This window comes from Prevotella sp. khp7 (genome assembly GCF_900109055.1).
Taxonomy (GTDB): Bacteria; Bacteroidota; Bacteroidia; order Bacteroidales; family Bacteroidaceae; genus Prevotella.
The window spans coordinates 816,201-831,081 of the sequence record NZ_FOIV01000001.1; the positions used below are offsets into that span (position 1 = coordinate 816,201).

At 49.4% G+C, this 14,881-nt stretch carries 13 protein-coding genes and 1 tRNA gene; 13 read left to right on the forward strand and 1 reads right to left on the reverse strand.

Annotated elements, in window-relative coordinates; translation table 11 throughout:
* Window positions 1-3: 3 nt before the first annotated feature.
* From lpxK to trpA, 11 genes are all read left to right on the forward strand, one after another.
* The gene (gene lpxK, locus BMX82_RS03475) at window positions 4-1,191 is read left to right on the forward strand and encodes a tetraacyldisaccharide 4'-kinase (protein WP_091766089.1); all 1,188 of its coding nucleotides are present in this window, start codon (window positions 4-6) and stop codon (window positions 1,189-1,191) included.
* Window positions 1,121-1,885: a purine-nucleoside phosphorylase gene (locus BMX82_RS03480; protein ID WP_036913344.1), complete on the forward strand. Its 765-nt coding sequence runs from the start codon at window positions 1,121-1,123 to the stop codon at window positions 1,883-1,885. Before lpxK ends, BMX82_RS03480 begins: the two co-directional genes overlap by 71 nt.
* Before the next feature lie 2 nt (window positions 1,886-1,887).
* Window positions 1,888-2,952, forward strand: a complete 1,065-nt coding sequence (gene thiL / locus BMX82_RS03485) for a thiamine-phosphate kinase (RefSeq protein ID WP_036913346.1) — start codon at window positions 1,888-1,890, stop codon at window positions 2,950-2,952.
* Between the two features lie 100 nt (window positions 2,953-3,052).
* Window positions 3,053-3,125: transfer RNA gene (locus BMX82_RS03490), tRNA-Phe, on the forward strand.
* Window positions 3,126-3,198: 73 nt separating this feature from the next.
* On the forward strand, window positions 3,199-4,029 hold the full coding sequence (coaW, locus tag BMX82_RS03495) for a type II pantothenate kinase (RefSeq protein ID WP_036913349.1): 831 nt from the start codon (window positions 3,199-3,201) through the stop codon (window positions 4,027-4,029).
* A gap of 263 nt (window positions 4,030-4,292) precedes the next feature.
* Window positions 4,293-5,498 (forward strand): tryptophan synthase subunit beta, encoded by a 1,206-nt coding sequence (gene trpB, locus BMX82_RS03500; protein WP_036913352.1) that lies wholly within the window; start codon window positions 4,293-4,295, stop codon window positions 5,496-5,498.
* A complete protein-coding gene (locus BMX82_RS03505; RefSeq protein WP_091766092.1) occupies window positions 5,485-6,876 on the forward strand; it encodes an anthranilate synthase component I family protein in 1,392 nt (463 codons plus the stop codon). Before trpB ends, BMX82_RS03505 begins: the two co-directional genes overlap by 14 nt.
* A gap of 4 nt (window positions 6,877-6,880) precedes the next feature.
* Window positions 6,881-7,444 carry an anthranilate synthase component II gene (locus tag BMX82_RS03510; RefSeq protein WP_091766095.1) on the forward strand — a complete coding sequence of 188 codons (564 nt, stop codon included), beginning with the start codon at window positions 6,881-6,883 and terminating at the stop codon, window positions 7,442-7,444.
* A 63-nt stretch (window positions 7,445-7,507) separates the two neighbouring features.
* Window positions 7,508-8,506, forward strand: coding sequence for an anthranilate phosphoribosyltransferase (gene trpD, locus BMX82_RS03515; RefSeq protein WP_091766098.1), 999 nt, complete (start codon window positions 7,508-7,510; stop codon window positions 8,504-8,506).
* 6 nt (window positions 8,507-8,512) lie between these two features.
* A complete protein-coding gene (locus BMX82_RS03520; protein WP_091766102.1) occupies window positions 8,513-9,112 on the forward strand; it encodes a phosphoribosylanthranilate isomerase in 600 nt (199 codons plus the stop codon).
* A gap of 5 nt (window positions 9,113-9,117) precedes the next feature.
* On the forward strand, window positions 9,118-9,894 hold the full coding sequence (gene trpA, locus BMX82_RS03525) for a tryptophan synthase subunit alpha (RefSeq protein ID WP_036913735.1): 777 nt from the start codon (window positions 9,118-9,120) through the stop codon (window positions 9,892-9,894).
* 72 nt (window positions 9,895-9,966) lie between these two features.
* Here trpA and BMX82_RS03530 read toward each other — a convergent pair whose 3' ends face one another.
* Entirely contained in the window at window positions 9,967-11,178 is a 1,212-nt protein-coding gene (locus BMX82_RS03530; RefSeq protein WP_091766105.1) for an MFS transporter, read from the reverse strand.
* Between the two features lie 149 nt (window positions 11,179-11,327).
* Between BMX82_RS03530 and BMX82_RS03535 the strand changes: the two genes are divergently transcribed.
* Window positions 11,328-12,224, forward strand: a complete 897-nt coding sequence (locus tag BMX82_RS03535; RefSeq protein WP_143058302.1) for a hypothetical protein — start codon at window positions 11,328-11,330, stop codon at window positions 12,222-12,224.
* Between the two features lie 16 nt (window positions 12,225-12,240).
* Window positions 12,241-14,862 carry a cellulase N-terminal Ig-like domain-containing protein gene (locus BMX82_RS03540; RefSeq protein ID WP_091766109.1) on the forward strand — a complete coding sequence of 874 codons (2,622 nt, stop codon included), beginning with the start codon at window positions 12,241-12,243 and terminating at the stop codon, window positions 14,860-14,862.
* The last annotated feature ends 19 nt before the right edge of the window (window positions 14,863-14,881 follow it).

The following is a 14,881-nucleotide window of genomic DNA, read 5'->3' on the forward strand; positions in this document are numbered from 1 at the left end:
GGGATGGAAGGCGATTTCATCAATATCAATAAAAAGCTATTACCCCTGGGGTGGCTCTATGGCATAGGCGTAGGCTTCAGGAACATGCTCTTTGAGATGGGTGTCTTGAAGAGTCAGTCCTATAGTATACCTATTATATCTATAGGCAACATCACGGTGGGTGGCACTGGCAAGACACCACATGTGGAATATCTCATCAGACTGCTGAAAGGCAAGATGAACGTGGCCGTACTCAGCCGAGGCTATAAGAGGAAGAGCCGAGGGTTCCTAGTAGCTCAGGAGGACACACCCATGCAGAAGATCGGCGATGAGCCTTATCAGATGAAGCAGAAGTTCCCTGAGATTACGGTGGCTGTCGATAAGAAGCGTACGCGTGGTATTGAAAGACTCACTGCAGGAGCGGCGAAGAAAGACATTGATGTCATTCTGCTCGACGATGCCTTCCAGCATCGATACGTAAAGCCTGGCATTAACATCCTGCTGACAGACTATCACAGACTCTTCATCTATGATGAGCTGTTGCCTGTAGGCAGACTACGTGAGCCGATAAGAAGCAAGGACAGAGCCGATATCGTGATCGTGACGAAATGTCCGCGAGACCTGAAGCCGATGGAGTTTCGTGTCATCACCAAGGCACTGAGCCTCTATCCCTATCAGCAACTCTATTTCTCTACCCACGAATATGACACACCTCGTGCGCTGTTCCCTGAGGCGGCCGACCATCAGACAGCACCAAAGAGCATCGACTATCTGGCCGGCAAGAACGTTCTCCTCCTGACAGGCATTGCTTCGCCTGAACAGATGGAACACGACCTGACACCTATCGTTGCAAACCTGACACCGCTCAGTTTCAGCGATCATCATCAATTCAAATCTAAGGACGTGACACGAATCAACGACACCTTCAACTCCCTGCCTGAGCCAAAGATGATTGTTACGACGGAGAAAGACGCAACACGACTTACTCAGATTGAAGGACTCAGCGAAGAAGTGCGCAAGAGCCTATACGTTCTTCCCATTCACATCACCCTGATGCAGGATCAGGAGAAGGTGTTCAATAAAAACATTTTAGGTTATGTACGAAAGAATTCAAGAAACAGCATCCTGGCTAAAGGCAAGGATGACAACAAATCCAAAGACAGCAATCATACTGGGGACAGGCCTCGGACAATTAGCTTCAGAAATCACTGATAAGACAGAGTACTCCTACTCTGATATTCCCAATTTCCCCGTTTCCACTGTAGAAGGTCACTCCGGTAAGCTGATCTTCGGAAAGTTAGGTGATGTAGACATACTGGCCATGCAGGGACGCTTTCACTTCTATGAGGGCTACTCGATGAAGGAAGTGACATTCCCTGTTCGTGTAATGTATGAGCTGGGCATCAAGACGCTCTTTGTATCGAACGCAGCTGGTGGCATGAACCCAGAATTCAAAATCGGCGACCTGATGATTATCACCGACCATATCAACTTCTTCCCAGAGCACCCGCTTCGCGGCAAGAACTTCCCAACAGGTCCGCGCTTCCCCGATATGCACGAGACCTACGACCAGAAGCTGGTGGCCATAGCAGATGAGATAGCCCGCGAAAAGGGTATCAAGGTTCAGCATGGTGTTTATGTTGGCGTACAGGGTCCGACCTTCGAGACACCTGCAGAATATAAGATGTATCGCATATTGGGCGGAGATGCCGTAGGCATGTCGACTGTCCCCGAGGTAATTGTTGCTCATCACTGCGGCATCAAGACTTTCGGTGTTTCGGTGATTACCGATCTGGGAGGCTTTGACGACCCTGTTGAGGTGAGTCATGAGGAAGTACAGGAGGCTGCTAACATGGCACAGCCACTGATGACAGAGATTATGAGAGAAATGATAAAACGTAACTAAGCATGGATATAGCAAAACTGGGAGAATTCGGTTTGATTGACCGACTTACAAAAGACATAGAAATCAAAAACGAGAGCACAAAGTATGGTGTAGGTGACGACTGTGCCGTGCTCTCCTATCCTGATAAGGAAGTACTCATCACCACCGACCTGCTGATGGAGGGAGTACACTTCGACCTGACTTACATAGACCTGAAGCATCTGGGCTATAAGTCGGCCATGGTGAACATCAGCGATGTGTTTGCCATGAACGGTACACCTCGTCAGCTGACAGTATCCCTGGCCCTCAGCAAGCGTTTCACCGTAGAGGACATGGAGGAGTTTTACAGTGGACTCCGACTGGCCTGCGACAAATGGAACGTAGACATCGTTGGTGGCGACACCACATCTTCTTATACCGGACTGGCCATCAGCATTACCTGCATCGGTGAGGCCCGTAAGGAAGATATCGTGTATCGTAACGGCGCTAAAGACACTGATCTGGTATGTGTCAGCGGCGACTTGGGCGCTGCTTATATGGGACTACAACTGCTGGAGCGCGAAAAGAGCGTATACTACCAGCAGGTGGAGGAAGCACGTAAGAAGAACGACAAGCGTGCCTTGGAAGAGCTGTCACACTTCCAGCCCGACTTCAGTGGTAAAGAGTATCTGCTTCAGCGCCAGCTACAGACGGAGGCGCGTGGTGACATCATAGAGAAGTTGCGTGAAGCAGGCATCAAGCCTACCGCTATGATGGACATCAGCGATGGTTTATCATCGGAATTGCTTCACATCTGCAAACAGTCTGGTGTGGGCTGCCGTATCTTCGAAAAGAACATCCCCATCGATTATCAAACCGCTGTAATGGCCGAAGAACTGAATATGAACGTCACAACTTGCGCACTTAACGGAGGCGAGGATTATGAGTTGTTATTCACTGTTCCCATAGGCGATCATGAGAAAATCGAGCAAATAGAGGGAATCAAGCTGATTGGACACATCACAGACGCCAAATTCGGAAAAGTGCTCGTAACCCGTGATAATCAGGAGTTTGAGTTGAAAGCACAGGGGTGGAACCCACTTTCATAGATAACTTTTTTCAAAAAAAGTCGCTCAAATATTTGGTGGGTTCAAAAAAAGGTTGTACCTTTGCACCCGCAAAACGAAAGGAATTGCAAATTGACATGATGGTGCCTTAGCTCAGTTGGTAGAGCATCGGACTGAAAATCCGTGTGTCCCCGGTTCGATTCCTGGAGGTACCACTCCTCCTTTCATTAGCCCGGTTTCGCATAATGGCGGCCGGGTTTTTTCTTTATAACCTAAACAGTAAGCAATATGGGTATAGTTATTGGTATTGATGTGGGCATCTCGACCACAAAGATTGTAGGAATTAAGAACGGTAAGGTATCGGCTCCGATTCATATCACAGCTGCCGACCCCATCACATCTCTTTATGGTGCCTTCGGAAAATACCTGCACGATAACGACATCGACCTGAAAGAGGTTGAACAGGTGATGCTGACTGGTGTAGGAGCTGCCTATATCGATCAACCCATCTACGGACTACCGACAGCCAAGTCTGAAGAATTTGTTGCCGACGGCCTCGGGGCCCGTTTTGAATCAAAACTCGATCACACCATCGTGGTATCTATGGGAACAGGTACATCGTTCGTGAAATGCGATGGCAACGAGATGAAGCATATAGGTGGTATCGGCGTTGGAGGCGGAACACTGCAAGGACTGGCTCGTATCATGCTCAACACCAGCGACATCAAGCAAGTGGCAGAGATGGCCAAGCATGGCAACATACGCCATATCGACCTGACCATCGGTGATATCAGTGCAATCCCCGTTCCCGGACTTACAATGGACACGACAGCATCGAACTTTGCCAACGCCAAGAGCGATGCTTCAAAGGAAGATATTGCCGCCGGTCTCATACACATGGTACTACAGTCGATAGGATCAGCCGCCTGGCTCGCTTCGCTCGGCAGTGACATCCGCGACTTCGTGCTCATTGGCAATCTGTCGCTACTGCCCCAATGCAAGGAGGTATTCCCCGCCCTTGAGACGCTCTACAATATCCGTTTCCACATTCCCAAATATTCGCAGTATTGCACAGCCATCGGAGCAGCCCTCGACTATACAATCAATGGCACCAAATAAAAAAGTTATCAAAAAAACGCCTAAAAATTTGGCAGATTGAAAGATAATACATAACTTTGCAGCCGAAACGTTACAAAAAGAGCAAAATTAGAACAAAATGATTATATCAGCAAACAATTGGTGGTGGCGCAACTCAAGATTAAAAGAATCGTGAGAAGATAGCCGCGTACCTGAGTTTGTACAAGAAATAATAAAAGGCCTGTCGTTCTTACGACGGGCCTTTTAAAGTTTAAACAGGGATTCAATATAAAACAAATAAAAATATGAGCAATTATCAAGTTGACAAAAACGGTTTCTACGGAGAGTTTGGAGGCGCCTATGTGCCAGAGATTCTCTACAAATGTGTTCACGACCTGCAGGAAGCCTATCTGCCGATCATTGAGTCGGAGGAGTTCAAGAAGGAATATCATGCCCTACTGAAGGACTATGTAGGGCGTCCGTCACCTCTCTACTTTGCCAAACGAATGAGTGAGAAGTATGGCTGCAAACTCTATCTGAAGCGTGAAGACCTGAACCACACCGGTGCCCACAAGATCAACAACACCATCGGACAGATTCTACTGGCTAAGAAAATGGGAAAGACACGCATCATTGCCGAGACTGGTGCAGGACAGCATGGTGTGGCCACAGCAACAGTCTGTGCGCTGATGAACATGAAATGCGAGGTGTTTATGGGTGCTACAGATGTGGAGCGACAGCACACTAACGTAGAGCGCATGAAGATGCTGGGAGCTGAGGTACATCCTGTTCGTACAGGTAACATGACACTGAGCGATGCCTGCAGTGAGGCCATTCGCGACTGGTGTTGTCATCCCAGCGACACTTTCTACATCGTGGGATCTACCATGGGGCCTCATCCCTACCCTGACCTCGTGGCAAAGATGCAGAGTGTTATCTCAGAGGAAATCAAATGGCAACTTGAAGAGAAAGAGGGGCGCAACTACCCCGACTATCTCATAGCATGTATAGGAGGCGGAAGCAATGCCGCTGGTACCATCTACCACTACATGGATGACGAGCGAGTGAAGATTGTTCTGGCAGAGGCAGGAGGCCATGGCTGGGAGACCAATCACACGGCGGCAACCATACATAAAGGCAAGACAGGAATACTGCATGGCGCAAAGATGCTTGTCATGCAAAACGAAGACGGCCAGATAGAGGAAGCCTTCACCATCAGTGCTGGTCTGGACTACCCGGGCGTTGGACCAATGCACTGTAATATGGCCAAGCAAGGTCGCACTCAGGTTCTGAGCATCAATGACGACGAAGCCATCTATGGCGGCTACGAACTGACTCGCATGGAGGGTATCATCCCCGCTATTGAGAGTGCGCATGCCATCGCTGCGCTGAAGAAACTGAAGTTCCAGCCCAACGATGTCGTCGTACTCACCGTGAGCGGACGAGGCGACAAAGATGTAGAGACTTACTTGAACAACAAACAAATGGCTAAGGAATATGGAAACTTTTAAATATACCACGACAAGTCGTACAATTCTGGCTGACCTGTATACGCCTGTTGGCGTATATATGAGATTGCGTGACCTCTATCCACAGAGTGCACTCATGGAGAGCTCAGACTATCACGACAGTAATAACTCCCACTCGTTTATCGGACTTAACCCCATTGCCAGTGTGGCCATTGGTCATGGCATTGCCACTGTGACTTATCCCAATGGCTCCACTTTTCAACATGAGGTGAACAAGACATATCGGTCTGACAAGGCCATCCACCAGCTCATCGACCACATTGAGGTGAACGGTGAGGATGCGAAGGCATGCGGACTTTTCGGCTATACTTCGTTCAATGCCGTTCGCTATTTCGAGGATATCCCCGTAAAAGACGAGACTCAGGCAAAGAACGATGCCCCCGACCTGCTATATATATTATATAAGGTGGTGATCGTGTTTGACCATCATAACAACACGCTAAAGGTGGTAACTCTTGGCGATGCCGAAGACATTGACAACGTGCTCCGTGCCATGAACAAGGCTAGCGTAAAGGCCTACGACTTCCACCCTGTCGGCGATGTCAGGAGCACACTGACCGACGAGGAACATAAAGCCAACATTCGTCGGGGTATTCAGCACTGCCTGCGCGGCGACGTGTTCCAGATCGTACTCAGTCGTCGTTTTATCCAGAAATACGAGGGTGACGACTTCAAGCTTTACCGCGCCCTGAGAAGCATCAACCCTTCACCCTATCTGTTCTACTTTGACTTCGGAGGTTTCCGCATCTTCGGTTCCTCGCCAGAAACCCATTGTCGTGTAGAAGGCAATACGGCATATATCGACCCTATAGCCGGTACGACCAAGCGTACGGGCGATGCAGAGGCAGACCGCCAAGGAGCCGAGTATCTGCGCAACGATCCCAAGGAGAACGCAGAACACGTGATGCTGGTAGACCTGGCCCGCAACGACCTGAGTCGCAACTGCCACAATGTGAAAGTCGACTTCTATAAGGACCTTCAGTACTACAGCCACGTCATCCATCTGGTCTCTCGCGTCAGCGGTCAGCTTGATGAAGGCGCCGACCCCATCAAAGCGTTTATCGACACCTTCCCTGCCGGAACTCTCTCAGGAGCGCCTAAGGTACGTGCCATGCAACTCATTTCAGAATACGAGCCCCACAATCGCGGAGCATATGGCGGTTGCATAGGTATCATAGGTCTGGATGGTTCACTCAATCAGGCCATCACCATCCGCACCTTTGTTTCTCGCAATGGAGAGCTCTGGTTCCAAGCGGGTGGCGGTATCGTTGCTAAGAGCGATGAGGATTATGAGCTGCAAGAAGTAAACAATAAACTCGGTGCTCTGCGTCGTGCAATATTAATGGCTGAAAAAATGTAAGATTATGAAGATTGTTATTATTGATAATTACGACTCGTTTACCTATAACCTGAGTCACTTAGTTAAGGAGTTGGGCGCTGAGGTAACCGTTCTACGCAACGATCAGTTTGAGCTGTCACAGCTCGAAGCCTACAATAAGATCATCCTCTCACCGGGCCCTGGCATCCCCTCCGAGGCTGGTCTGCTGCTCGATGTTATACGAACCTATGCTGGTAAGAAACCGATTCTTGGCGTATGCCTGGGCCATCAGGCCATCGGCGAAGCGTTCGGTGCTAAGCTTGAGAACCTCTCAGACGTGTTCCATGGCGTAGCAACCCCTTGTCACATCGTGGCTGACGATTCCATCTTCAGTGGTATCGAGCGTGACATCACCATAGGTCGCTATCACTCATGGGTGGTTTCTAAGGAGGGACTGCCCAACTGTTTAGAGATTACGGCAGAGAGCGATGAAGGTCAGATCATGGCACTTCGTCACAAGACACTCAACGTTCGTGGCATTCAGTTCCATCCTGAGAGTGTACTAACCCCCGACGGCAAGAAGATGATCCAGAACTGGATGTTTCTATAAAGTCAAGAGTAAAAAAGGAATAATAAGGCAAAAAAGTAAAAAGGTTAAAATATGGCACAGACAATGAAAGACATCCTGAACAGGATGCTGAACCACGAGGAACTGTCTCGTGAAGAAATGAAGAACATTCTGATAGGTATCACTCAGAGTGAGTATCCCACTGAACAGATTACTGCTCTGCTGACTGCACTCCAGATGCGTGGCGTGACTGTTGACGAACTGCTTGGTTTTCGTGATGGTATCCTGGAAACAGGCGTACCAGCCATTCTTGATTGCGACCGTTATATTGATGTGGTGGGTACAGGTGGTGACCGCAAGAACACCTTTAATATCTCTACCACGGCTTGTTTCGCAATCGCTGGTGCAGGGTATAAAGTAGCCAAGCATGGCAACTATGCCGCTACCTCTGTCAGCGGCGCATCAAACGTCATTCAACATCATGGCGTTAAGTTCACCGACGATCTCGACAAGCTCAACCGTTCACTCAACGAAGCTGGTATCGTGTATCTCCACGCTCAGCTATTTGCCAAAGCCATGAAGTTTGTCGGTCCTATCCGCAAGGCTTTGCAGTTCCCGACAATCTTCAATCTTCTGGGACCGATCGTCAATCCTTCGCAGCCTAAGTGTCAGCTTCTCGGAGTAGCCAACCTTGACCAGATGCGTCTCTATAACAGTGTTTACCAGAAGATTGGCATAGACTATGGTATCGTAAACTCTATCGACGGTTACGATGAGATTTCGCTTACTGGCGACTTCAAGGTCACGACCAACAACTACGAGCGCATCTTCAAGCCTCAGGATCTTGGCTTTGACATTGCCAAACCCGAAGAGTTGGTTGGCGGTGCCACAGAGGAAGAGGCCGCAGAGATCTTTGACGCAGTACTTGAGAACCGTGCTCTGCCTGCCCAGAAGAATATTGTCCTGGCTAATGCCGCCTTTGGCATCCAAGTGTTGGAGAAAGGTCAGAAGAGCATTGAGGAATGTATTGAGATTGCCCGCGAGAGCATTGACAGCGGCGCAGCCCTGCGCACCTTCAAGAAGTTTGCCGAACTTAACTCATAAAGCAGCATGATGCTCGTCAAAGTATGCGGCATGCGCGATGCAGACAACATCCGCGAAGTCGAGGCCCTGGGTATCGACCTCATGGGATTCATTTTCTGGCCTAAGTCAAGCCGTTACGTAGCTGAGCGCCCAAGCTATATGCCCACCAGATGCAAGCGTGTAGGAGTGTTTGTCGACGAGACATTGACTAAGGTGAAAGAAACCGCCAAGGCATACCAGCTCGATTTCATACAGCTACATGGCAAGGAATCGGCCGACTATGCGGCAGAATTATGCGACTACCGTCTGATCAAAGCTTTCAACATAGCAACAGTCGATGACTTCGCGGCCTGTGCGCCTTACGAGGGGAAAGTCGACTATTTCCTCTTCGACACAAAAGGAAAATGCGTAGGAGGAAATGGTGAAAAGTTCGACTGGAGTGTGCTCAAGGCGTACGACGGCAAGACGCCGTTCCTGTTGAGTGGCGGCATTGCCCCCGATGACGCAGCCCGTGTGAATGCCATCCACCACCCTCTGTTTGCCGGTATCGACCTGAACTCACGCTTCGAGCTCTGTCCTGCCCTTAAAGATGTTTCAACACTAAAAGAATTTATCCAAGCATTATGAACAAATTGAATAAGATCAATCAACTCTTCGCCCAACGTGGCAATGAGAAGCTACTGAGCCTCTATTTCTGCGCAGGCTGTCCAACACTCGAAGGTACTGCCGACGTTATACTCGCCATGCAGCGCCGGGGCATTGCCATGATTGAGGTTGGCATTCCCTTCAGCGACCCCTTGGCCGATGGTCCCGTTATTCAGAGCGCAGCTACTCAGGCGCTGAAGAATGGTATGAGTCTCAAAAAGCTCTTCTCGCAGTTGCAGGCCATCAAAGATGAGGTACAGATTCCGCTCGTACTGATGGGCTATCTCAATCCCATCCTCCACTATGGCATTGAGCAGTTCTGCCAGTCATGTGTCGAGGCAGGCGTCAGCGGCGCCATTATCCCCGACCTGCCTTTCGACGACTATCTGAACATCGTTAAGCCCATCGCCGACAAATACGACCTGCGCATCATCATGCTCATCACCCCAGAGACCAGCGAAGAGCGCATCCGCTTCATCGACGAGCACACCGACGGGTTTATCTACATGGTATCTTCGGCCTCTATCACAGGTACTCAGAAGAGCTTCGACGAGCAGAAGCAGGAATACTTCCGTCACATCAATCAGATGAATCTGCGCAATCCGCGTATGATCGGTTTTGGCATCAGCAATGCCCAGACCCTCAAGGCAGCACAGGATAATGCGGCTGGTGCCATCATCGGTTCCAAGTTTGTGACGCTCCTGAATGAGGCTAATGGCAAGGCTGACGAGGCGCTCGATAGGCTCTTCGAGGCACTCAGATAAATTCCTTAAGCAGTTGGAAAGACCGTCTCGGCAACAACCAAACATATTGTTTTGTTGTCGCCGAGATAGGGTTTATCTTACTGAAGGATTATTGTTACGAGAGAGGAAGAAGGCCTTCGTGGCTAAAAAGAAGCAGGCGACACCCGACGCATTGACTATCACCACCGTCCAAAAGGCAGAGCTATAGCCCAACAACTCAGAGATAATACCACCCAGAAGGATACCGAGTCCCATGCCCAGATCCCACGAAATCAGTATCGTGGAGTTAGCGGTGCCACGCTGTCTGTTGCTGGCCACGCTGATGGTCATATTCTGAAACGCAGGCCACATGTGACCATTACCCAGTCCGATAAGCAGGGCCGAACCATAATACCCTACCATAATGGCTGTATGATTCTCAGGCATCAATGTCGGGAGCAATACAAACAGCGTATAACCAACCAGCGAAATCACCATGCCCGAACCCGCATTATGAGTCAGCCGTCCCTTTCTCAAAGCCCTGCCACCTTGCAGTCGTGAAAGAATCAAGCCTACCGAACAGAGCATAAAATAGGTACCCGTACCCCCCGTGATGCCCATCACCTCCTTGCCATAGATGGCCAGGTAGTTGCTCAACACGCCGAAACTGAAGCCGAATGCCATCATATTTACGCCCAACAGCCAGCCACGCACCAAGAAGAACCTGTCGAGTGAAAGGCGCGATTTGTCCCTGACGATTTCCTTCTTCGGCAATTTCACAGTAGCGTCTATCATCCACCCGCCACATGCCACAATCAGAGCCAGCCAAAACAGGAAAACAAAACTGTCGGTCAGCTGATATATAAAGATGCCTATGGTGGGAGCCAATGCCATGGCCAGATTGTTGCTCAGTCCATAGTAGCCTATTCCCTCTGTCCTTCGACTTGACGGCAGCACGTCAATAGCTACCGTCGAGTTCGATACCGTCAGCATGCCAAAAGGACCGCCATGCAGTGTTCTCACAATAGTAAACAATAACAACGTCGATGCAGCCAAGTAGCCGGCAAAGAAGATGGCGAAGCCCCCAAAGGCTATCATCAGTACGGTCTTACGTGGGAACGAGTCAACCACATAGCCGCTGAAGGGGCGGAATAGCAGTGCGGTGATGGTGTAACCCGAAAGCACCAGGCCTATCACGTCTTTTGTTGCCCCGAAATGCTCACTCAGGTAGAGTGGCAATAACGGAGTAAGCACATAAAAAGCAAAAAACAGCGAGAAGTTCGCCGCCATCACCTTACAATAGTTTCTATTCCAAAGTCTATCCATATGAGGGTACAAAGGTACGAATAAGTAGGAGAACTCACAAAGCCATAACGTTAATGTTCTATAAATTAGCATCATGGCGCTTTTACTTTTCCCCCTTTCCTGCGTTAAATAGTTAGTAACGTTATTATCAACAAATAAAAGGACCTTTTATGAAAAGACTATTTTCATCTCTCCTCATGGCTGTTGCCATAGGACTTACAGCCACATCGGCCTATGCTGCTGATGTGCAGAACGACAACGAGGGTAAATACACCATTAAGAATGGGCAGATGACCATGGTGATCGATGCCAACAAAGGTGGTAAGATTCTCTCTTTGAAGTACGACGACAAGGAAGTTATTTCCCAAATGAGATGGCCGGAGACCTTCGGTAGCACATTCTGGACAAGTCCCCAGAAAGAGTGGAACTGGCCTCCTGTACCCGAATACGACAAGAAGCCATACGAGGTAAAGCAGGAAGGCGATGTGCTCACCATGACCAGCGGCATAAACGAAAGACTTAAATATAGCATCCGCAAGGAGTTTGCTACCGACGAGAAGGACAAGGCCTTCGTCATCACCTATTATATTATTAATGAGAGCGACGAGACACGTCAGGTGGCTCCATGGGAAATCACACGCGTTCCCAACGACGCAAGCCTCATCTTCTTCGATGCCCCTGCTGACAGCATCTGGCCTGCAGGTCTTATGAACTTCCAGTCGGCCAATGGTGTATCATGGTATCAACCCGACGAAGCTAACGACAACCGCAAGGTTAATGCCGATGGCCAGGGATGGCTGGCCTACTGTAATAAGGGAAATGGCCTGCTGTTGGTGAAACGTTTCGACAATCTTGACGCCTCACAGCCTGCCCCAGGCGAAGCCGAGATTCAGGTCTATGTAAACAGAGGCAAGACCTACATTGAACTGGAGAGTCAGGGAGCCTACACAACATTAAAGCCCAAAGAGCAACTCAGCTGGACTGTGCGCTGGTATCTCCAGCCCTGCGAGCCAGAATCTTCTGAAGCACTTGTGAAGCAAGTAAACACTATCATACACAAGAACTAACAACATATATAACAACATGAAGAAACTGCTGCTTTTATCAATGATCTTGCTCGCTGCCAACATTAGCAGCGGGCAAGACCTGAAACTTAACGAGCTTGAATACTTTGAACGTCAAGGTGTCAATATTCTTGTCTATAGCAACAGCTTCAATGGTGGTTTCAACGACGAGAAGAACTCAGGCATTGAGATTATTCACCATGGCATACGTACCATTCAAGGCGGTGCCGTTCGTTTGAACAACACCCCAGAGCAATGGGATCTGGTGCCCAAGATGACCAGTCGGAAGGTAGACAAGGAGAATGGTTCTATTGAGGTCGGCCTACGCTATGAAGACTACAACTTCGACAGTCGCATAGTTGTGACTGCCAAAGGGAAGGCTGTAGAGATTGCCGTCTGGCTCGATCAACCTGTTCCTGATGCCATAGCTGGCGAGGCGGGGTTCAACCTCGAATTCCTGCCATCACAATACTGGCTCAAGACATTTACGATGGACGGACGCTTGAACCGATTCCCTCGCTACGCCACAAGTCAGACCATCGCACGTCCAAACAGCGAGAAGCCCAGACAGTTCAAAGGCTTCAAGACCTATGATGACCGAGGCACTAATCGCTTTGTCGATCCTCTACCCCTTGAGACTGGTCACTCCATCGTCATGGCGACAGATGCGCCCGAACGCATGATTCGCATCAGTAGTACCGACTCAGAATTGAAACTGTACGATGGTCGCATGCTGGCTCAGAACGGTTGGTTTGTGCTGCGCAGTGTTCTGCCAAAAGGCAAGACTGGCAAGGTTGTCACCTGGACCGTAGAACCTAATGCCATCCCAGGTTGGATTCGTGAGCCTAACATTGGTTTCTGCCAAGTAGGCTATGTGCCAGATCAACCCAAGGTGGCTGTCATTGAACTCGACAAGCAAGACAAGGTACAGCCTACAGCCTCACTTATCCGCATAAAAGATGATGGCACAACAGAGGTTGCTTACAAAGGTGAGACAAAGATTTGGGGTTCTTACTTTAAATATAATTATGTGAAGTTCGATTTCTCGAGCGTCCAAGAACCTGGCATCTACTACATCCAGTATGCTGATACAAAGACCAATAACTTCTTGATTGACGCCCACGTCTACGATAAGATTACCGACGCAACTACCGATGTATGGGTGCCTATCCACATGAACCATATGTATGTCAACGAAGGCTATCGTACCTGGCATGGTGAGCCCTTCAAGGAGGGCTATTTGCAGGCACCAGAGAGCGATCACTTCGACCTACATCGCCAAGGACCAACAACAGATACGAAATACAAACCTCTCGAACTCATTCCCGGACTAAACATCGGTGGATTCTTCGATGCCGGCGACTTTGACATCGAGACGGGATCAAACATCAATGTGGTAGAGAACTTCATCCGTGCATGGGAGTTGTTCAAGCCTCAGCGCGACGAGACCTTTGTGAGCGAGGAGCAGCGTTATGTGGATCTGCATCGTCCTGACGGAGTGCCCGACATTCTACAGTTCATAGAGCATGGAGTCCTAAATCTCGTAGCTCAGGCAGAACAGATTGGACACATGGCACAAACTCTCTCGAATTCTGCACTTGACAACTATCATCATCTGGGTGATGCAGCCTCAATTACCGACGGATTACACTACGATCCCTCACTGAAACCTTATGAGGTATCGGCCGATGGTAAGCGCAGCGGTACGCCTGACGACATGTGGGCCTTCACCTCACGTGAGCCTGCCCTTGACCTGCGTGCTGCTACGATGTTTGCTGCAGCAAGTCGTGCATTGAGAGGCTATAATGACGCGCTCGCAGATCGCGCCCTCGTACAGTCGAAACGGCTCATGAAAGAAGGGACGGAACTGTTGAATAAGCGCGCACAGAACCCACAGAACCAGATGGACTTCAACTGGCTTCTCGGCATTGAAAGCAGAAACGCAGGAGCACAGAAGCCCGACAAGAAGCGTTTGAAACTCATGGAGCGCAGTAGGAAGAATCGCGAAGAACTGGGTGAAATGTCAACCAATCTGCAGCTCTATGCCGCTACCCAAGAAAAGCAGTATCTCAACAACTTTGAGAAACAGATATGGGATGCACTCGAGCTGACTCTGCCTTTCAATTTGCAGACAGCCCTCGACGCTGTACCATATATGGACGAGGCCTACAGACAAAAGCTACGTCCTTACGTAGAAAAATACAAAGCATATATTGAGGACTTCGACAAGCAGAATCCCTATGGCGTGCCCATAGGACTGGGGAACTGGGCCGGTGTGAACATGATACTGAACTTTGGTATTACAGTAAACTTTGCTTATCTGTATTTCCCCGACATTATCAGTAAAGAAGAGATTTATCGCGTACCCAACTGGCTATATGGCTGTCACCCCTACCACAACTACTCGTTTGTGGCCGTTGTAGGTGCTGCGCGTCCTAAGCAGGTATTCTACGGGAACAACCGTGCAGACTTCTCTGCTATCCCTGGTAACGTAGCTCCCGGACTGCTGTTCCGTAAGCCAGACCACTTCGAGAACTTCGACGACTGGCCCTTCCTCTGGGGGCAGAACGAGGGCACCATCGCTGGCAACACCCAATATATCATCTTTGGGTCTGCTTTCAAAAACCTCGTTTCCCAATAAAACAAATCCCCGCCGTTTG